The 19,282-nt window shown below is 36.2% G+C and carries 14 protein-coding genes; 11 read left to right on the top strand and 3 right to left on the bottom strand.

Features of this window, described 5'->3' with window-relative positions:
* Positions 1–96: 96 nt before the first annotated feature.
* From ABDW16_RS12230 to ABDW16_RS12180, 11 genes are all read left to right on the top strand, one after another.
* Positions 97–981 carry a DUF4007 family protein gene (locus ABDW16_RS12230; protein WP_343670063.1) on the top strand — a complete coding sequence of 295 codons (885 nt, stop codon included), beginning with the start codon at positions 97–99 and terminating at the stop codon, positions 979–981.
* A complete protein-coding gene (locus tag ABDW16_RS12225; RefSeq protein WP_343670062.1) occupies positions 971–4,189 on the top strand; it encodes a hypothetical protein in 3,219 nt (1,072 codons plus the stop codon). Before ABDW16_RS12230 ends, ABDW16_RS12225 begins: the two co-directional genes overlap by 11 nt.
* Positions 4,186–5,292, top strand: a complete 1,107-nt coding sequence (locus ABDW16_RS12220; protein ID WP_343670061.1) for a phosphoadenosine phosphosulfate reductase family protein — start codon at positions 4,186–4,188, stop codon at positions 5,290–5,292. The genes ABDW16_RS12225 and ABDW16_RS12220 overlap by 4 nt, the downstream gene beginning before the upstream one ends.
* 11 nt (positions 5,293–5,303) lie before the next feature.
* Positions 5,304–5,981 carry a hypothetical protein gene (locus tag ABDW16_RS12215; RefSeq protein WP_343670060.1) on the top strand — a complete coding sequence of 226 codons (678 nt, stop codon included), beginning with the start codon at positions 5,304–5,306 and terminating at the stop codon, positions 5,979–5,981.
* Complete coding sequence (locus ABDW16_RS12210; protein WP_343670059.1) at positions 5,981–6,382, top strand: nucleoside 2-deoxyribosyltransferase domain-containing protein; 402 nt, start codon at positions 5,981–5,983, stop codon at positions 6,380–6,382. The genes ABDW16_RS12215 and ABDW16_RS12210 overlap by 1 nt, the downstream gene beginning before the upstream one ends.
* Complete coding sequence (locus ABDW16_RS12205; RefSeq protein WP_343670057.1) at positions 6,375–7,523, top strand: cysteine desulfurase family protein; 1,149 nt, start codon at positions 6,375–6,377, stop codon at positions 7,521–7,523. Before ABDW16_RS12210 ends, ABDW16_RS12205 begins: the two co-directional genes overlap by 8 nt.
* A 29-nt stretch (positions 7,524–7,552) precedes the next feature.
* A complete protein-coding gene (locus ABDW16_RS12200; RefSeq protein ID WP_343670056.1) occupies positions 7,553–9,151 on the top strand; it encodes a DEAD/DEAH box helicase in 1,599 nt (532 codons plus the stop codon).
* Positions 9,152–9,285: 134 nt separating this feature from the next.
* Entirely contained in the window at positions 9,286–11,091 is a 1,806-nt protein-coding gene (locus ABDW16_RS12195) for an ATP-binding protein (RefSeq protein ID WP_343670055.1), read from the top strand.
* 2 nt (positions 11,092–11,093) lie between these two features.
* Complete coding sequence (locus ABDW16_RS12190; RefSeq protein ID WP_343670054.1) at positions 11,094–12,068, top strand: hypothetical protein; 975 nt, start codon at positions 11,094–11,096, stop codon at positions 12,066–12,068.
* Positions 12,069–12,290: 222 nt separating this feature from the next.
* A complete protein-coding gene (locus ABDW16_RS12185) occupies positions 12,291–13,802 on the top strand; it encodes a hypothetical protein (RefSeq protein WP_343670052.1) in 1,512 nt (503 codons plus the stop codon).
* 120 nt (positions 13,803–13,922) lie between these two features.
* Complete coding sequence (locus ABDW16_RS12180; protein ID WP_343670050.1) at positions 13,923–16,463, top strand: alpha-glucuronidase family glycosyl hydrolase; 2,541 nt, start codon at positions 13,923–13,925, stop codon at positions 16,461–16,463.
* Between the two features lie 446 nt (positions 16,464–16,909).
* Here the strand turns inward: ABDW16_RS12180 and ABDW16_RS12175 are convergent, their stop codons facing one another.
* The 3 genes from ABDW16_RS12175 to ABDW16_RS12165 all read right to left on the bottom strand — a co-directional run bounded on the left by ABDW16_RS12175 (position 16,910) and on the right by ABDW16_RS12165 (position 19,242).
* Positions 16,910–17,578, bottom strand: a complete 669-nt coding sequence (locus ABDW16_RS12175; RefSeq protein ID WP_343670049.1) for a DUF2306 domain-containing protein — start codon at positions 17,576–17,578, stop codon at positions 16,910–16,912.
* Positions 17,579–17,593: 15 nt separating this feature from the next.
* The gene (locus ABDW16_RS12170) at positions 17,594–17,833 is read right to left on the bottom strand and encodes a hypothetical protein (RefSeq protein ID WP_343670048.1); all 240 of its coding nucleotides are present in this window, start codon (positions 17,831–17,833) and stop codon (positions 17,594–17,596) included.
* Between the two features lie 563 nt (positions 17,834–18,396).
* The gene (locus ABDW16_RS12165) at positions 18,397–19,242 is read right to left on the bottom strand and encodes an HNH endonuclease signature motif containing protein (protein ID WP_343670046.1); all 846 of its coding nucleotides are present in this window, start codon (positions 19,240–19,242) and stop codon (positions 18,397–18,399) included.
* Between the last annotated feature and the right edge of the window lie 40 nt (positions 19,243–19,282).

The raw sequence follows: 19,282 nt of genomic DNA, 5'->3' as shown, positions 1-19,282 counted from the left end.
TTTGACAACACATGAACATAAATGGCTACAATAGTAAACAAATTTTGATTATACAAGAATAAGTTTAATCGCTAAAAAGTAAGACAAGGAAAACAAATGAGCACATTGACTATAGATACACTTAAATATACGTTTTCTGGACACGATTCGTTTCAATGCCGACAACTTTGGCTTAAAAAAGGATTTGACTATATACAAGAAAAAAGATCTTTCAATGATGAATCGGCAGTGGTAGAATTAGGCGTTGGTAAAAATATGGTTTCAGCTATCCGGTATTGGATGAAAGCATTCAACATTATTGACAGTAAAGACAACCTTACTTTCTTTGGAACGAAGCTGTTTGACGAGAAAACCGGCTATGACCCATATCTAGAAGATGAAGCAAGTATATGGTTATTGCACTACCAACTTGTTAAAACAGAATTGGCTTCTATTTACACTATTATCTTTAATGAATTTAGAAAAGAGAAGATTTTCTTCACGAAAGAAACTTTTTTAAATTACCTGAAACGTATTCAGGATTCAAATACGGGATTAAGTTTTAATGAAAATACTGTTGCAAAAGATTTTGCCGTTTTTGTAAATATGTATAAGAATGACAGTGAGAATAACGATGTGGAAGATAGCTTTTCCGGAATTCTTTCAGAAATAGGACTACTTAAAGCAATCGGGAAAGGTAAGGACGAACAATTTCAAATTGAAAATAACGAAAGAGATAGCTTACCAGAAGCAATTGTGCTCTTTTCAATCTTGGATAATCCTAACTATGGCAATTCAATCAGCTTAAATTCTTTGGAATTCGACGCCAATAGTCCAGGTTCCATCTTTGCATTGAACCGCTCAGGATTGATGAACAAAATTTCCAGTATTGTTAGTGAAAACAAAAGCATCACCTTCACTGACCATGCAGGCATCAAAGAACTTCAATTTAAGAACAAACCAAACGCATATTCAATTTTAGATAAATATTATGGCCAATAATTTCACCACATCGGTAAATATCCTCAGAGATACTGAGAGGGATTTCAACTATATCCCTACACCCAATGCAGGGCAAGTTGTGAGCCAGATTGTGAACGATTTTAAAAAGGGAATTCGTTCATTTAACATTGTGGGTACATATGGAACTGGAAAATCTTCCTTTCTTTTAGCATTGGAACAAAGTATGAATGGAAAGAAACGATATTTTGAACCCAATTTCATTGCTAAACCCCAGGCCCATTTCATAAAAATTGTTGGTGCATATACCTCCATAGTAGAGCAGTTTGCCGATATATTTGAAGTAAACACAAATAAAAATAAGCACGAAAATATTCTATCCGAAATTTTCAACCGCTACTATTCTTTGGATAAAAACAATGGTATTTTGTTTTTATTGCTAGATGAGTTTGGCAAGTTCTTAGAATATGCAAGCAAGCATAATCCAGAAAACGAATTGTATTTCATTCAGCAATTAGCTGAGTTTTGCAATAATCCCAAATATAACATTGTACTGATTACTACGGTTCATCAAAGTTTTGAATCATATGCCTATTCATTAAGCAGTACACAAAAACAAGAATGGATAAAAGTAAAAGGACGTTTCCGTGAAATTACGTTTAACGAACCTGTAGAGCAACTTCTCTATTTAGCATCAGAGTATGTTGCTGACAACTTTGAAAATAAACTACCAAAGTCATCCATTGAGAAATGTTTAAAACAAGCGGTTTCCACGAAGGCATTCAATTTCAATAAAGATTTCCTCCATAATATAGCTATTAAACTATACCCGCTGGATATTCTTGCGGCAAATACCCTTACGCTTTCGTTGCAGCGATATGGACAAAATGAAAGGTCATTGTTTACATTCCTCGAATCAACTGACCATACTGGCTTAGCAAAATTTAATAAGCGGGAAAATCCATTTTATAATTTAGGTTGTGTATATGATTATTTGAACTTCAATTTTTATTCATTTCTTACTTCTAGGTACAACCCGGATTTTTCTGCATGGAGTTCCATCCGTTCGTCGATAGAGAATGTAGAACGAACATTTGAAACGTCTATAAACGATTATGTCAAAGCCGTTAAAACCATTGGATTGCTGAATATCTTTTCTGCAAACGGCGCTGTATTAGATGAATCTTTTTTAGTCAACTATCTTGACATAGCCTGCGATGTTTCAGATGGGACCTCAATCATTAAAAATCTTGAAGCAAAAAATATTATTCGTTTTCGGTCACATAGTAAGCGTTACGTCTTATTTGAAGGAACAGACCTGGATATTCAGAGTGCGCTCATTGAAGCCGGAAATAAAATATCGGAAGTAGGAGATATAACAACCCTGCTGAATAAATACTTTCAATTTACACCTGTATTTGCCAAGCTCTATTCATACGAAAAAGGTACGCCAAGATTCTTTGAGTTTAAAATCTCGGAGTTCCCTATTAAAGATGTTCCCAAAGGAGAGATTGATGGAATTGTAAATCTTGTGTTCAATAGCAAATTGAGAATTGCCGATGTACAGGAAGCCTCAAAGACTCAAAAAGAAGCTATTATTTATTGCTTTTTCAAAAACTCTACCGAGATAAAAAGTTTATTATTTGAGATTGAGAAGATCCAAAAAGTAATTGACGAAAATAAAGAGGACAAGGTTGCAAAGCGTGAATTGGAAAATATTGCTGATTCACAAAAACGATTGCTGAATCATTACATTGCTGATAACATTTATACAGGAAGCAAAGATGTAAAATGGTTCTTTAAAGGAGAAGAAAAACAAATTGTTGATAAAAGGGATTTCAACAAACTACTTTCACAAGTATGTAGCATCGTATATGATGCTACACCTGTTTTTAAAAATGAATTGGTCAACAAACATCGTATTTCATCATCCATTCATACAGCCAAAAAGAATTATTTCAAAGCCTTAGTAAATAATTGGGATGAGGAAAATCTAGGATTTGAGGAAACAAAATTCCCTCCCGAAAAAACGATTTATTTATCCTTGTTAAAAGGAAACGGCATTTCACCGGTTCGCGAAAATACATTTGACATTGTTACTGTCAATAGAACCTCTTCTTTCAATAAGCTTTGGAAAGCATCAGAGAAATTTTTAGAAACTGCGAAGTCTGAAAAGAAACGAGTGTCTGAATTTGTGGAACTGCTGAGCAAACGACCTTTTAAATTAAAACAAGGGTTGATTGATTTTTGGATTCCGACTTTTCTCTTTTTGAAGCGTGACGATTTTGCTTTGTTCAATGAAGATATATACATCCCTTCTCTATCAGAAGAAAATCTTGAATTGATTGCAAAGTATCCAAATGACTACGCTATTAAAACTTTCGATATTGAAGGCGTGAAATTAGACATCTTCAATAGTTATCGAACATTTCTTAATCAATCCACAGAACTGAAGTTTGATAACAATTCATTTATAGAAACGATAAAACCATTTATTGTCTTTTACAAGCAACTGCCAGAATACTCTAAACAAACCAAACGTCTTTCATCTGTTGCAATAAAAGTTCGGCAAGCAATAGCTACGAGTAAAGACCCAGAAGAAACATTTTTTGAGGCCTTTCCTAATGCTTTAGGCATTTCACTCGGTATGTTGCAAAAGGATAAATCGAAATTACAAAGCTATGCTACAAACTTGCAAAATGCTGTTCGTGAATTACGAACCTCTTATGATGAGTTAACAAAACGATTTGAAGAATTCATTTGTAATGATTTTGTAGGGAAAAAGGTTGAATTTGAAGAATATAAAGAACACCTACAAAGCCGGTTTTCCAAACTTAAAAAGCATTTACTTTTAGCCAATCAAAAGACGTTTGTACAGCGTATTGACTCAGCATTAGATGACAAAAAGGCATGGCTAAATTCCATAGCGCAATCTATTACAGGCAGAACACTTGAAATGTTTACCGATGAAGATGAAATGGCATTGTATGAGAAGTTTAAAGGAATAATATTGGAATTAGATAGTTTAACCACTATTTCAAAAACCGATATTGACGAGAAAAATGAAGAAGTAATTGGCGTAAAGATTGACACATTCTTTAGTACCATCAATCCAAAGATTGTAAGAGTGCCGAAGAATAAAAGTCAAGAAATTGAGCAATTGAAGACTGCTATGAAGAAGAAGCTTGGCAATGATAAAACATCTAACTTAGCAGCCGTTTTAAACCTATTAAAAGAGTTATTGCAATGAGTAAGGTGAGACATGTATTAGGCATCTCGGGCGGCAAGGACAGTGCTGCATTAGCTGTCTATATTAAAACCAAATATCCGTTATTAGATATCGAATTCTATTCCTGCGATACAGGAAAAGAGTTAGACGAAACATACCAGCTTATTAAAAACTTGGAAGTATTTCTTGGCATAAAAATAAAGCTGCTACAAGCTGCCGAAAACAGCTCTGAAGATCCATTCGACCATTTTTTGAAAATGTACGGCGGTTTTCTTCCTTCTTCAAATTCGCGCTGGTGTACCAAGAAACTAAAATTGGAGCCGTTTGAAAAATATGTTGGTGCTGACCCTGTCATCTCTTATGTAGGTATTCGCGGCGATGAAGAAAGAGAAGGATATATTTCAACTAAAAAAAACATTCAATCTATTTTCCCTTTCCGGAAAAATATTTGGAGTGAAGATGTAGTGGCTAAGATGCTTTCTAATCAAAACATAGAAGCAACTGAATCTTTTGCTAAAAATATTGACTTTGGAAGGTTCCAGAATAAAGTATTACAAATCATCTCAAGAAGAATTGACCCTTCATTTACACAAGTACAAAAGTTAAACATGCTACTTGATACCGATGTAAAAGGGTTCAATCATTTAGTTTTCGAGTTTTTAAAAACAACAGATTATCCATTAGCCAACGAAACTTCATTTCCATTGCTTGACAATGAAGATGTATTGGTGAGGGACGATATATTTAGGATTCTAAAAGAAAGTGGTGTAGGTGTGCCTGCTTACTACAATATGATTGACTTTGATGTGAAAGGCAAAACCGGGCAGTATGCGAGAAGCCGTTCGGGGTGCTATTTCTGTTTCTTCCAGCAAAAAATTGAATGGGTTTGGCTATACGAGCAACATCCGGAGCTGTACAAAAAGGCAATGGAATATGAGAAAGATGGTTACACCTGGAGCCAGGGCGAAAGCCTGGAAGAACTGATTCAACCTGAAAGGATGGAAAAAATAAAAACTGAATACTTAAAAAGAATGGAACGAAAAGCATCTCAAAACCAATCACCTTATCTTATTGATATCTTAGGAGAGGCTGAAGGGGTAGGTTGCGCAAGTTGTTTTATATAAAGCTGTAAAATATGGAAAGTGTAAAAAGTTTTTTTGATTCTTTCAAAGAATTTATTTGGGATATTATTGGGTATTTATTACCTGGAAGTTATATTCTGATTATACTTTCTGCCTGTGTTAATAATGAATTTTTCGTATTTCCATCCCTTGGAACAAGCCCAACTGATTTGTATCCATTTATTTTTCTCGTTGTCTCTTATCTTTTGGGCTATGTAGTTTATGGCTTTGGGTGGTTAAAAGAAAGTATTCTTGGAAAATATTCTTATGTTAAGAGGATAGAAGCGAATGTAGCAAGACGAAAAGAATTTTCTATTTCTAAGGAATTTATATCAAAATCCCTTCAAAATAAAGGCTCTACTTATGATTTAAGTACTGCGACTGTAAGAGAGATAAGAAATATTGCAATGAGTTTCGCTCCTGAAAGTGACCAGAAAATTTACACCTTTACATTTAGGTCTGAGCTATCCAACCAAACAGCAAATGCTTCAATTGTTGTTGGATTTCTGGGACTGCTATTTTCAATTTTCAAATCAATTCCATTGCACATCTTTAAAACAGACACAGCTCATATTATGATTTATGTATGCCTGATTATATGCTATTTTTTTTTAAATCAAACTAGAAATAGGTTTTATGATATTGCAATGGGGCTTCCATTTTCAATTTTCACAGCAAATCAAATTAAATAATGAGCTATAAACCGAAAGTTTTTTTATCTGGAGGATTTAAAAGTAACTGGCAATTAACGGTCATTGAACAGCTTAATGACCAATTTATTTTTTTTAATCCAAGGGAACATGGTTTAGAGCATTCTGATTTCTACACAACTTGGGACATTCATTTTGTAAAAGAATGTGATATTCTTTTTGCCTACATGGAAGCATCAAATCCTTCTGGATACGGTTTAGCATTTGAACTGGGAGTTGCATATTCATTGAACAAAACAATAATTCTGGTTGACGAAAAGTCAAAGGAGGACCCAATGTTTGCGAAATATTTCAAAATTCTGAATAAACCATCAGGAGTTGTATTAAATAATTTGGCTGAAGGAATAGAGTATTTGGAAAAATTTTCACTTCAAAATGTCTGATATTAATTATACAATATATTTTGATAACAACGCTACCACCCCTGTCGACTATCGGGTGTTAGACACAATGCTTCCATTTCTGAAAGAAAACTTTGCCAATCCAAGCAGTACCCATCAATTTGGGACTACGGTAAACAAAGCCGTAAAAATAGCAAGGACACAAGTTGCGGATTTAATTGGGGCGGAAGAAAACGAAATCATTTTTACAAGTGGCTCAACCGAAGCCATCAATATAGCACTGAAAGGTGTTGCAGAAAGTTATGCAACTAAAGGTAAACACATTATAACAGTTTCAACCGAACACAAAGCTGTTTTGGATACCTGTAAACATCTTGAAACCAAAGGTTATGAAATAACTTATTTACCAGTGCAAAAAGATGGCCTAATTGACTTAGATGAATTGAAGGGATCCTTGCGCTCAGATACCATTCTTGTTTCCATAATGTTTGTAAACAACGAAACTGGTGTAATACAACCTATTAAGGAAATAGCTTTGCTTGCTCACGAAGCTGGAGCATTATTCATGACCGATGCAACCCAGGCAACCGGTAAAATAGAGATGGAGGTAGATGCTTTAGGAATAGATTTGCTATGCCTGAGCGGACATAAAATATATGCACCAAAAGGAATAGGAGCATTGTATGTAAGACAAAACATCAAACTGCCGGCGTACACTCACGGAGGTGGACACGAACATGGTTTGCGTAGCGGCACCTTGAATGTTCCCGGAATTGTTGCTTTGGGAGCAGCTTGTGAAATTGCTATACGGGAGATGAAACAAGATGCTGAAAGAGTTGCTATTTTACGTACTGAATTAGAAAATGAATTGCTGAAAATCCCAGAAACATTTGTCAACGGAAGCCGTGAAAGTCGAATGTATAATGTGACCAATATTTGTTTCAGAGGATTTGATGCGAATGTTTTGATAGGTAGAATGAAAAACTTAGCAGTTTCCAATGGTTCTGCTTGCACATCCTTAGTTGTTGAACCTTCGCATGTTCTTACTGCTATGGGATTATGTGATGATGATGCTTTTGCTTCACTGAGATTTTCCTTAGGTAGGTTCAATGTGGAAAAAGAAATTAAGGAAGCTATTGAAATTATAAAAGCACAAATGAAAAATATAACTGTTGTTTTTTAATTAAATACGCTTAATGTTAAAGAATAAATATGCTGAAGTTTGAGAATTTTGTTACCCGACTTAATGAAGAAATAATTCAAAAAATAGTTGGCCGGTCTGCAATTCAAATTCTGAATTCGCTAAATACTGATTTAACGAGAATTAGTCGTTTGCAAAATGTGTTACTAAATATTTATTCACCTATTGAGCTTTTACAGCAAAGGGAAATCAGGAATGAACTCATAGATATTTTAAAAGAGTCAGAGGCAAAAAACCTGTGTTCTTTACTTAAAAAATCTGTTGAAAACGATGTTTATTCGACGTTAAAATCCGTTAAGTTTAATTCGGAAAATGACAGGAGTAAGTTGTTAGAATTTTTTGAAATTGTTATTGAAGACATTCCTAATGAATATCAGTTTGTTCCTGTAAAATATGCTGAAGCGAATTATTCGCTTTTCAAACATCAAAGAAAAGCTATTAGAGAATTGAACCACAAGCTTTACAATGATGGAAAAAAAGTGATGCTTCATATGCCCACAGGTTCCGGCAAAACACGAACGGCAATGAATGTGATTTGCAACCATTATCGGATTCATGAGCCAACCGTTGTCATCTGGCTTGCACATACAGAAGAACTTTGTGAGCAAGCTACAATGGAATTTGAAAGAGCATGGAAAAACCTTGGTAATCGAGAACTGAAAGTTGTACGATATTGGGGTAACAGTTCCGAAAAGATTAGCGACTTGAAAGATGCTTTTATTGTTGGTGGTTTAACTAAAGTGTTCAATCTCCTGAAAACAGACGTGGCTGAGATAAGTAAGTTAGCGAGTCACTGCTCTTTAGTTGTAATGGATGAAGCACACATGGCTATTGCGCCAACATTTAAACTCAATTTACATGTGCTTACGAGTTTTAATTCTTCCTTGCTTGGTTTGTCTGCTACTCCCGGAAGAACCTGGAACGACCCTAATGCAGATTTGGAGCTTTCTAAGTTTTTTAACCGCCAAAAAGTAACTTTACAAATAGAAGGATACCCCAATCCTGTTGATTATTTAACAGCAGAAGGATATTTGGCCAAAGTACAGAATGTTCCGTTATTCTACCAAAGTGGGTTCAAAATTTCAGATAAGGATCTTGAGTACTTAAAAAATAATTTTCAATTATCAGATTCATTTTTGAAAAAGCTTTCCGAAGATCAACAGCGCAATATTCTAATATTAAAAAAGGTTGATGAGCTTATTACACGGCATAAGCGTATAATTTTGTTTGCCATGAATGTTGAACATTCAAACCTACTTGCTACTTGCTTACAAGCAAGAGGGATAAACGCTTTTTCAATAACAAGCAGCACTGCATCAGACCAAAGGAAAAGGCTTATTGATAGATTTATATCTGATGGGGAGATACCGTTAGTGCTTTGCAACTATGGCATTCTGACAACTGGTTTTGATGCACCTAAAACAAGTTGTGCTTTAATTACAAGACCAACTGACTCTTTAGTTCTTTATAGTCAAATGGTAGGCAGAGCTATTCGCGGTACAAAAGCGGGAGGGAATGAAACGGCAGAAATAGTAACAGTTGTTGATAGCAGTTTACCAGGCTTTGATGCAGTTGCAAATGCATTCTTTAATTGGGAAGATGTATGGTAGTCTATTAATAGAGTATATTATGCTATGTTCTAAAATAAGGATCAATAACATACAATAGCTGAAGTGAGTAACACAACCCAAGCTTAATAGTAGTATTACTACTACGTTTATAATAATAAAAAAGAAATTAAAATATGGATAATTCAATAGTTCCAGCTCATTTGGCTGTAAAAGCGATGAGAGATAATGGTTATAAAAATGCTGCTTATGCTATAGCAGAATTAATTGACAATTCAATTCAGCATGGAGCAAAACTAGTCGAGTTATTGTGTTCAGAAATTGAAGTTCAATTTTCATCAAGGACAGTTAGAAGAATAAATAAGATTGCAGTTTTGGATAATGGTAAAGGGATGAATAAGGATATTTTAAGAATGGCGTTACAATTTGGTAATGGCACCAACTTAGAACCAAGTAATCAAAAAGGAATAGGAAAGTTTGGAATGGGGCTGCCTTCTTCATCTGTTTCTCAAGCAAAAAGAGTTGAGGTTTGGACTTGGCAGGATGGGATAGAAGGAGCAATCTATACTTTCCTGGATATTGACCAAATCATTAATAGAGAAATGAAAGATGTTCCAGAACCAACAAGTAAAGCTATTCCGGAGTTATGGAAGTCGGCCGGAAGCAATTTCGACAAAACTGGAACTCTTGTTGTGTGGTCGAATATTGACCGTTGTATTTGGAAAACTGCTCAAAGTATTATTGATAACTCTGAGTTTCTTATTGGTAGAATGTACCGTAAATATATAGATGAAGAGACAGTAAGCATAAAAATGGTTGCATTTAATGAAAACAATCCAACAAGACCATATATTATAAAAACTGCGTTACCAAATGATCCTCTTTACTTGATGTCAAAGACCTCTTGTCCGGAGCCGTATAATGACAAACCAATGTTTAATAAGTGGGGAGGTGAGGATTATGAAGTAAAATACACAATTCCATTCAAAGGAGAAAAGCATTATGTATTCCTAAGATTTACTTTAGCAAAAGAGGAAGCAAGAAAAGGATTTAACCCTGGTTCAAGACCATATGGCAAACATGCAGCTAAAAATATTGGTGTTTCCATTATTAGATCAAATAGAGAATTAGACCTTGACCAAGCATGGGCTATACAATATGATCCCGTAGAAAGATGGTGGGGAATAGAAATTGAGTTTCCCCCTGCACTTGATGAGGTTTTTGGAGTAACAAATAACAAGCAATTCGCTAATAATTTTTCAGATTTAGGGAAATTTGGTTTGGAAGATTTGGTAAAAGATGGGAAGACATTAGTTCAACTCAAAGAAGAACTTCAGGAAGAAGGTGACCCTAAGGCATTGCTTATTGAAATTACAGAAAGAATTGAATCCAGTTTAGGAACAATTAGAAAATTGCTGAGAGCGCAAACTAAAAACGAAGAAAGAACCGTAAAAAAAAGATATGAAGATCAAAATTCTGCTGAAAAAAAAGCTACTGAGGCAACAGCCGAAAGAATAAAGGAAGGACATAAGGGAACCAGTGATATTCAGGAGGAACAGGAATCGGAAAATGAAAGAAAAGAAAATGTCGAAGCCTCTTTAGAAAGTGAAGGAATTGGAAATGCTACTGAATTAACTGATTGGTTATTCAAAAGCAATCTTAAATATTCGTTCGTTGAAGCAGATATTGAAAGTCATGCCTTTTTTACTGTTAAGACTAAAGGTGGGAAGATTTTGATCTCGTTAAACACAAACCATCCAGCATATAAAAATCTGGTAGAAGTGTTAGAGTCATCAACAGAAGGTGTTACTTCTGAAGACTTAATGTTAAGATTAAGAAACGCTTCTGATGGCTTAAAACTTCTGTTAATGGCATGGGCAAGATATGAAGATGAACAGGCAGATGGTCCTTTGAAGAATAGGGCACAAGACACAAGACAAGATTGGGGACGGATTGCAAAACAATTTTTACAAGAAGATTAACGATGCTGCATAAAAACGGGATTAACCTTCATACCAAACTCAGCGAATACATTAGTAATTCGCAGGCCCTTTTTATTTTCTCTCCGTACATTAAACTCGAAACACTTAAAGAACTTATTGATGGCAGTGAGAAAGTAAAAGCAGTTTTTGTTAGATGGGAAACAAAAGATCTGATACTCGGTGTATCAGATTTGGAGATTTATCCTTACTTAAAGTCAAAGGGTATTGCTTTATTTCGCAATGCACGACTTCATTTAAAAGCATATCTTGACGAATACAAGAACTGTTTTCTTACCAGTGCAAATATTTCTTCACGTGCATTGAATTTACCTACTCATTCAACTTACAATTATGAACTTGCCACAGTTGTAGAAAACTTAAGCATTGAAGATCGTCTATATTTTAGCATTATTGAAAGCGATAGCATCTTAATCACAAATAGTATATACAAGCAATTAAGTGAGCAATTGCCAGAAAAGAAAAAAGAATTCCCTAATGAAGACGAATTTGCATTAAAGTTCGAGGCTCCCGATAAGAACTTTTTAATTTCAGCACTTCCAATGACTTATAACATTGATACACTTTATAGAATTTATGAAGACAAAGAATTTGTAACTGAGACAGAGCTGAACTGTGTATTACATGATTTGGCTATTTACAAAGTCCCCTTAGGATTATCTTCAAGCGAATTCAGACAGAAGCTTTCAGAATCCTTTTTTGCTCACAAATTCATAAAAAGTTTCTTAGAAAATTTAGAAGCGACTAGTGAGATTTATTTTGGCACAGCAAAAGACTGGATACATAAAAACTGTACAGATGTACCCGTCCCAAGGAAATGGGAAATCACTGAAAATATTCAAATACTTTATAGATGGATTGTAAAATTGGGGGATGGCAAATATGTTGTTGATAGACCTAATTACTCTGAACGATTAAGCATTGTTTTCGACAAAAAATTGACAAAAAAAGACCGTTAACGCATTTTCATTGAAGGAGAAATAAAGCTCAGGATTGTCGAGTTTAAATTTCATCGAGAACTATGGAGCAGGTTTAATATCCCAAATTTAGATTTACAATTAGAGGCAACAAAGCAACTTCCTGTAATCTAATCATACTCTCTATCTCCTAACTAAATCCCCGCCATAACCATTAAATTATCATACAATACCATTTTCATTCATGCAATAACCCTGAATAACATGAACCCATTGCCATCCCTCGAAAGTAAACAAATAACCACCTATAATACACAAAATTACTACTTCTCGATGATAGCCATTACGCTAAGCATCGTCATTTATACCATATTCAAAACGTTCTACCCCTTTCCCAATCTTAATTTTGACTCCTACTACTATGTAAAAGCGGCTGTATACAACTACAATGTATGTAACTGGCCGATAGGATACCCTAAATTCATCAGGTGGCTCGGCTATATTTCCCATTCCGCCAACTTCCTGGTAGGCACACAATATTTTTTGCTAAATGCCTCTTTCTTGTATTTCTTCTTATTCGTAAGAAAATATTTCGGGCTCGGCCTGGTACCATCTATCCTGTTATTCATCTTCTTATTCCTAAATCCTATTTTTATATTCGCATGCAACCATTTGCTATCCGACTGGATCTATACAGCATTTAGTATTATATGGGCATTACAATTATTATTGATCCTATTTAGGTTTCGTCCTTACCTGGTATTCACACAAGCAATATTATTATTTATAATATTCACATTGCGGTACAACGCCACCTACTATCCGGTCATAGCTATTTTAGCAATCCTGATGGCTCGAATCTATCTTAAATGGAAGATCACAGGGATCATCTTGTCCATTTTATTACCACTGATATTTATCGAATTCACCAGCAGAGCCTGGGAAAAAGAAGTAGGTGTCAAACAATTCTCCTATGCAGGCGGTTGGAAAATAGCCAGCAATGCCCTCTACATGTACGAACATGTGTATAAAAACGATACAGCCCCTGTTCCTGGAAAGTTCAGGGAACTAGATACCAGGGTCAGAAAATACTTTGACGGCCCCCATGTAAACGTAAGCCTATGGTATGCTGATAAGGAAATTACGAATGGAAGTTTTTACATGGCCGTAGTGCCAACGCCATTAATGGACTACATGCTATACAAAAATGGGCTAAAACAATGGACCTTGGAATTTGATAAACTGGCACCATTTGGTGTTTTATATAAAGAATATGGTACTTATTTAATTAAAAAACACCCCATCGCTTTTTTCAAATATGTAGTAATGCCTCAGACTAAATCGTACCTGCTTCCCTATCCTGAAAACCTAAAGGAGAATCTCCCCGCCTTTTATCTACAGACGGATGACTATGGGAACATAGCAGCAAAGTGGTTCGGACTCTACTCCCTGACTATACCCGAATATTATATCAACCTGAGGACCACTTTACTGTCTCATCAAAAAGGCCTATTTGCCTTCATTCACGGCTTCTGTTTATTGTTATCCATAAGTTTTCTCCTGGCGCGTGGCATCAAGCATACAGAAAAAACATTACTCAAAGGGCTAGCTATCATAACAGGTATTTGCTTATTGAACTTCCTCTTTATGATAGTGACCCAAACCAGTGAATTAAGGTACCAGTTCTTTGTAATCGTACTGGAGCTATTCCTTACGCTTTATTTTTTAGAATCCATTTATTTAATAGCGATCAATAAACGCAGGGTGACTCATTAAAATAATTCACTTTTTCAATAGGAAATTACCGCGGGGAATACTTATAAACTATTAAATTGAGTACTTAACCTCGACTCACACGATAGCTTATATTCAATTTCTCACATGTAATAATTAGAAATGAGATTAATCCTGCTTTTAAGCTTTTTTATACTCCAACAAATAGCAGTCTTCTCGAAAGTTCCGCCAATTTTCATTGACAAAGCGGCCAAAGGGCGGACTGTACTGGCAGCCAAAGAACTGCAAAGGTACCTTTACTTGAGGACGGGGCAGTTACCAGTAATAAAGACAGTCACTAAAAATGAAAAATTACCTGGCAATAGCATATTTGTAAGTACAATTCAAACGATACAGAACTATCCTGCTATTAAAGACGGGGGTATCGATAACCAGCTTACCGGGGAAAGCTATCAACTACTCTCCATCCCAGGTCCAAAATTACTGATCATAGGTGGAGATGAAACAGGTACCCTATACGGCGCATACAAATTCTTGACCTCTACAGGAATTGGGTTTGAACCCGGAGATGATATTATTCCCGATCAAAAAATAACTGGAATAAAATTGTCAGGTTTTAAAAATACCTATAAACCAGCATTTAATCTCAGGGGTATATTGCCCTTCCATGATTTTCCAGAAGGACCTGATTGGTGGAATGAAGATGATTACAAGGCATTCATCACCCAGCTGCCTAAAATGGGCATGAACTTCATAGGCTTTCACACCTATCCGGATAGTAAATTTACCGGCTATTATAAACCAGAACCATTGGTGTGGATTGGTACAAAAGAGCACTTTGATTCAGTTACGGGAAAAGTCACTACAGCTTCTCCTGTCATGCATTTCAATACCAACGATAGTACATTCGATTACTATCCCAAAAATACGTCTGACTTTAGTTTTGGTGCGGCCCAGCTATTTGAAACAGGTAACTACGGCGCTGATTACATGAAAAACAGGTCTAAATGGCCTCATACACAAGAGGAGAATATTGACATCGTCAATCAATCCGGCACTATTTTGCAACATGCTTTTTCGTGGGCCAACAGTCTTGGTGTAAAAACATGCCTGGGTACGGAAGTTCCCCTGGCCGTACCTGGTAGCGTGCTGCAGGAACTAAAAACTGATAAAAAAAATATCAGTGATTCCTTAAAACAAGAACTATACAAAACATTATTCAACAGGATAAAAGCAACTTATCCACTCGATTATTACTGGTTCTGGACGCCAGAACTATGGACATGGATTGGAGAAAGGCCCGGAGAAGTAGATCGCCTGGAAAAAGATCTCATGAACGCAATCACCGCGGCAAAAACGGTAAAAGTCCCATTTACCCTGGCTACCTGTGGATGGGTATTAGGTCCATCCCGCAACCGTGCAGAATTTGACCAATTACTACCTAAAGAAATGCCGTTTAGCGTAATCAACCGGCAGCAAGGATATGCACCAGTAGAACCTGCATTTGCGAGCATCACCGATCGGCCTAAATGGCAAATCTCCTGGTTGGAAGATGATCCTGCATTAATCTCCCCCCAATTTTGGGCGGGTCGTACCCGGAAAGATGCACAAGATGCCTATAACTATGGCTGTACCGGCCTGATGGGCATTCATTGGAGAACACAAAATCTGTCACCTGCATTTTTATCGCTGGCAAAAGCAGGTTGGGAAGCCAATACCTACAAAGAAACCATAGTTGATACCCAAAGAGACTACCCCGTAAAAGATGTCTACGACGAATGGGCTTCCCTGCAATTTGGCAAAGAAGCGGCAGTATCCATCTCTCCCATTTTCCAAAAACTGGATGGCGCGCCCAAAATTCCTCCTGGTGTAGATAGCTATCCTGGAAATTTCCCAAGAGCATCCAACTGGGGAATCATGGGGCCAGGAATGATTGTAGCCAATAAAACCCCGTGGGAAGAAGTGAAAAAGCAATACAGCTTTATCAACGACTACGAGCAATGTGAACAACTCGTCAAATCTCCCTCCAATAAAGCACACTATCAATATTGGTTATACAACTTCTACTATGCACGTTCCCTGGCCCGAACCGGGTGTATGCTGGGGCAGATGGATACCATTGCCGCATTGCTGACCAAAGAACCAGGGATGACGGTCAAAAAATCATTAGCCGAAAAGTTACTGCTGACGAGGGATAGCACGGTCCAGGTATGGAAAGAAATGGTGACGTGGTTATTACAAGCTGTAAACACAACTGGAGAACTAGGCACGATCGCCAACCTGGAACAACATAATATGGAAAGAATGCAATTCCTGGTAAGGTATGATAGCCTGATCAGTGCTGTTAAAGGAAGTCCTGTTGCCCCTGTACACCTGACCCATGAATATGCTGGGCCTTCAAGAATAGTAGTAACCACTAAAAGAACGATATTATCACCTGGTGAAGACCTGAATTTACGAATCAGGATCTTAACAGCTAATAAAATTGAATCAGTCGTATTCCACCATAAAAGATTTGGTTTATCCCAATTTGAATCGAAGCAGGTCGAAAGAGAGGGGGGCAATGTTTATAAATTGAACTATTCTACGAAGGATATTAAGCAACAGGATTTCGAATATTACATCACTGTAAAGTTATCTACTGGAGAACAGTTAAGATACCCAACGGTTGACGATAAGACACAGACAATCGTGATCTGGTAATACCCAATCTCATATTTTATTCAAAATAAAAAACAGGAATTACCAGAATAGGCGGTAAAAATATACTATATCCTTACTGCCTATTCCAAACTTAACCCCCTCGGAAAAATATTCTCAAAAAAAATAAAAAATTTTTCTCCTTCCTCTCATACTTTTCTCATTTCAGCTTTGTCTTACTTATACCCTCTAAAATGAACCAGGTTGGTATTCATATCAGCCATGCTCTTTGCTTTCCCTTTTAACCTCAAAGGCACCTGGAATTTAAATAAAACCAGGAGTCACGTATGTGGAAAAGCTGCATACAAGATCACCTCATAATAAACCAGATTGTCTTACCATACGAAGACAACGAAGCCGAAATTGTTTGAAATCATTACCCATGTCACCCGATCAGCCACCGCAAAGGAATTTCCTTTGGAACGGTGGCTGATCGGTGGTGTTTTACTTTATAATATTGTTTTGAAACGGCGCTTAAAAAACCTTCTCCTCCGACTCCTCCAAATCAAAATCTCTACAAAAAGCAGGTTAGGAATAAATCCCATCCATGCATTAATAGAATAAACAATTAATGGGTTAAAATGCAGGATCGATATAAAAATGGTGCTCCATACCCTCAATGTGATCGCCGAAAAAGTGAGCGCATAACTTCTCATCATAAAATTCTTGTGCGAAAACACATCATGATTTCTTATAGCAGTGACCGCTTTGAAGGTAAAGAACCACCAAAGGCAATCCAGCACCACAAACCCCAATTTGGAGATCCAAGGACCAATAGCTGTAACAGCTAACACCATCCCTGTTGGAAAATTGACAACTAAAATATCATAAGCATACACCTGTCCTAATATTCGATGAACACTTTTAAATTTAGTTAGTACTGTATTTGAAAATTGGGGAATGCCACTTAACAAAGCTAAAAATGCAGAGAAAACATGGATATAGAAGGAAATTTTCCAGATAGGAATATGAATATATTGTTGTTTAAACGCCAGGAAGCTTATATTATCTTTGAAAGTTGTATAGGGCAATACAAAAAGCAATACAAACGCGGCAGTTAATAATATTAATGAAGAATATAATAATATTTTGAGGACGTCAGTTATTAACTTCTTCATATTACATTACTTATGTTATGCATTAACTGTAACTCTTTTGGGAGTAGCATCCTCTCTTACTCCACCACAAATTGTACAAAACAATGTGAAATGATTACCAAAAGTTGTAGTATATCTCACTGGAAAAAAATTGGTAGCGGATATAGTAGTCAGGCACTGGTAACTTCCGCCAAAATGCTTACCAGGCCTATAAGCAATACTACTACCAACCGTAATCAATCCAATAGCAGACAACATGATTTTCGCTCTTTTCATAATGTATGCATTTAAAAGTGATGAATAGTAGTACCTGTCTCACTGATAAAGTTATCACTAACAGAAAAATAATAAGATAGTAAGCAATTAAATTGATTGAGAGATTCAACTCCACGTTTAGAATTAGCTATAACTATTATTTTGGGAGTAGCTATGCGAGCGGAAATATGCCTACAAGCATTTCATTTTCTATAATTCCTAATTAACCCGGCGTTTAAAACGCACAGGAGAAAATCATCATAATCACATCATTATCAATATAATACAAACAGTATAATTTAAAAAATTTATTGCCCCAATTTAATTTTGTATTCAAAATTTGTCTTAATATTACCTGGGATTTTTAAAATATTAGTTTAATAAAAAGCCGTGAAGTAAATCCGCAAAAGTTCTCTTTAATTGGATTTCAGGCGAACTGCTTCGTGCCATTTGTATAACCATACAAAATACAATGGCCCCGTTCCATTTGATTGGAGATCCAGTAAATCTTTACTGGATCTTTATTATTTGTCAGGTTTTATTGAATTCTTCCCTTAGCCCACGCTAAAATTAAATTATTACTATCAGACGCTAACACTTACAAACTTTTTCCACCTTTGTGCCAACGCAGCTCTATCAGGTCTCATTCCATCTTTCCGCTGCCTTAATACCATCCCATCTAAATATTCATATTCACTCCCCTTCAATTTTCTCCCTATCCGCACTTTTAAGGTATCAGGTTCAATCCCAATTAAATTTGCATCAAACAATATATGTAAATCTACTCTCATGAGCAGCCCATTAGTCGAATGATTATTGCCCTTTTCCTTATGTGGTTCAATATGACAAGCGATGAGTAATTGTTCTATGCTGGAGCCACTAATGCAACAACGTCCTTCATACAGTTTCATGAGTCCTTCCTTTAATGCCCTTTGTCCAGTTCGCAACCGCTTTAAAGCGGCTACCATTTTTTTGATCACATCATTAGGCGCTTCTGCATGAGTGACAATTGCTTCAATTACTTCATCGATGTCCTTTTCCCCTGACGGCTGTATGATGTCCCATTCAATCTTGACAGGAGTTGTTTCTTCATGATTAATGGCAATTCCCAACCCTTCGTACAAAAACGGGCTCCTATCCTGATCTCTTGTAAAAATATGCACAGGCACCTTTCTACTTAACATTTCTTGAATGGAATTTTGTCCTACATGGGATTCATTCTTTCCATGCCAAACGAGTAAATCGTCTCCTTCCCAATGGTTGTCATAGTCATGGCCAGTTCTTCCCGCCACCCCAATATTTGCAAATATATAATAGCAGCCCTCATACTTGACGTAACCCGTGTTCCAAGAGCCTTTTTGCCTTTCTACGGGTACAGACAATTCTCTGTAGATGTCTTCTTTATAATATCTCTTTTTGGGTATTAGCATAATTTCGCAGTATAAAATTGACTACCAAATATACAAATTC

Origin of the sequence: Chitinophaga sp., from assembly GCF_039596135.1 — a bacterium.
Lineage (GTDB): Bacteria > Bacteroidota > Bacteroidia > Chitinophagales > Chitinophagaceae > Chitinophaga.
Note: the sequence above shows the minus strand (reverse complement) of the source record. Positions and strands in the feature narration are given on the sequence as shown.

What these genes read in the sequence shown, in the direction of transcription:
- ABDW16_RS12195 (WP_343670055.1), top strand. Translation starts at nt 9,286, where the DNA reads ATGGATAATTCAATAGTTCCAGCTCATTTGGCTGTAAAAGCGATGAGA.
- ABDW16_RS12180 (WP_343670050.1), top strand. Translation starts at nt 13,923, where the DNA reads ATGAGATTAATCCTGCTTTTAAGCTTTTTTATACTCCAACAAATAGCA.
- ABDW16_RS12165 (WP_343670046.1), bottom strand. Translation starts at nt 19,242, where the DNA reads ATGCTAATACCCAAAAAGAGATATTATAAAGAAGACATCTACAGAGAA.
- ABDW16_RS12205 (WP_343670057.1), top strand. Translation starts at nt 6,375, where the DNA reads ATGTCTGATATTAATTATACAATATATTTTGATAACAACGCTACCACC.
- ABDW16_RS12185 (WP_343670052.1), top strand. Translation starts at nt 12,291, where the DNA reads ATGAACCCATTGCCATCCCTCGAAAGTAAACAAATAACCACCTATAAT.
- ABDW16_RS12190 (WP_343670054.1), top strand. Translation starts at nt 11,094, where the DNA reads ATGCTGCATAAAAACGGGATTAACCTTCATACCAAACTCAGCGAATAC.
- ABDW16_RS12220 (WP_343670061.1), top strand. Translation starts at nt 4,186, where the DNA reads ATGAGTAAGGTGAGACATGTATTAGGCATCTCGGGCGGCAAGGACAGT.
- ABDW16_RS12175 (WP_343670049.1), bottom strand. Translation starts at nt 17,578, where the DNA reads ATGAAGAAGTTAATAACTGACGTCCTCAAAATATTATTATATTCTTCA.
- ABDW16_RS12225 (WP_343670062.1), top strand. Translation starts at nt 971, where the DNA reads ATGGCCAATAATTTCACCACATCGGTAAATATCCTCAGAGATACTGAG.
- ABDW16_RS12170 (WP_343670048.1), bottom strand. Translation starts at nt 17,833, where the DNA reads ATGAAAAGAGCGAAAATCATGTTGTCTGCTATTGGATTGATTACGGTT.
- ABDW16_RS12210 (WP_343670059.1), top strand. Translation starts at nt 5,981, where the DNA reads ATGAGCTATAAACCGAAAGTTTTTTTATCTGGAGGATTTAAAAGTAAC.
- ABDW16_RS12215 (WP_343670060.1), top strand. Translation starts at nt 5,304, where the DNA reads ATGGAAAGTGTAAAAAGTTTTTTTGATTCTTTCAAAGAATTTATTTGG.
- ABDW16_RS12200 (WP_343670056.1), top strand. Translation starts at nt 7,553, where the DNA reads ATGCTGAAGTTTGAGAATTTTGTTACCCGACTTAATGAAGAAATAATT.
- ABDW16_RS12230 (WP_343670063.1), top strand. Translation starts at nt 97, where the DNA reads ATGAGCACATTGACTATAGATACACTTAAATATACGTTTTCTGGACAC.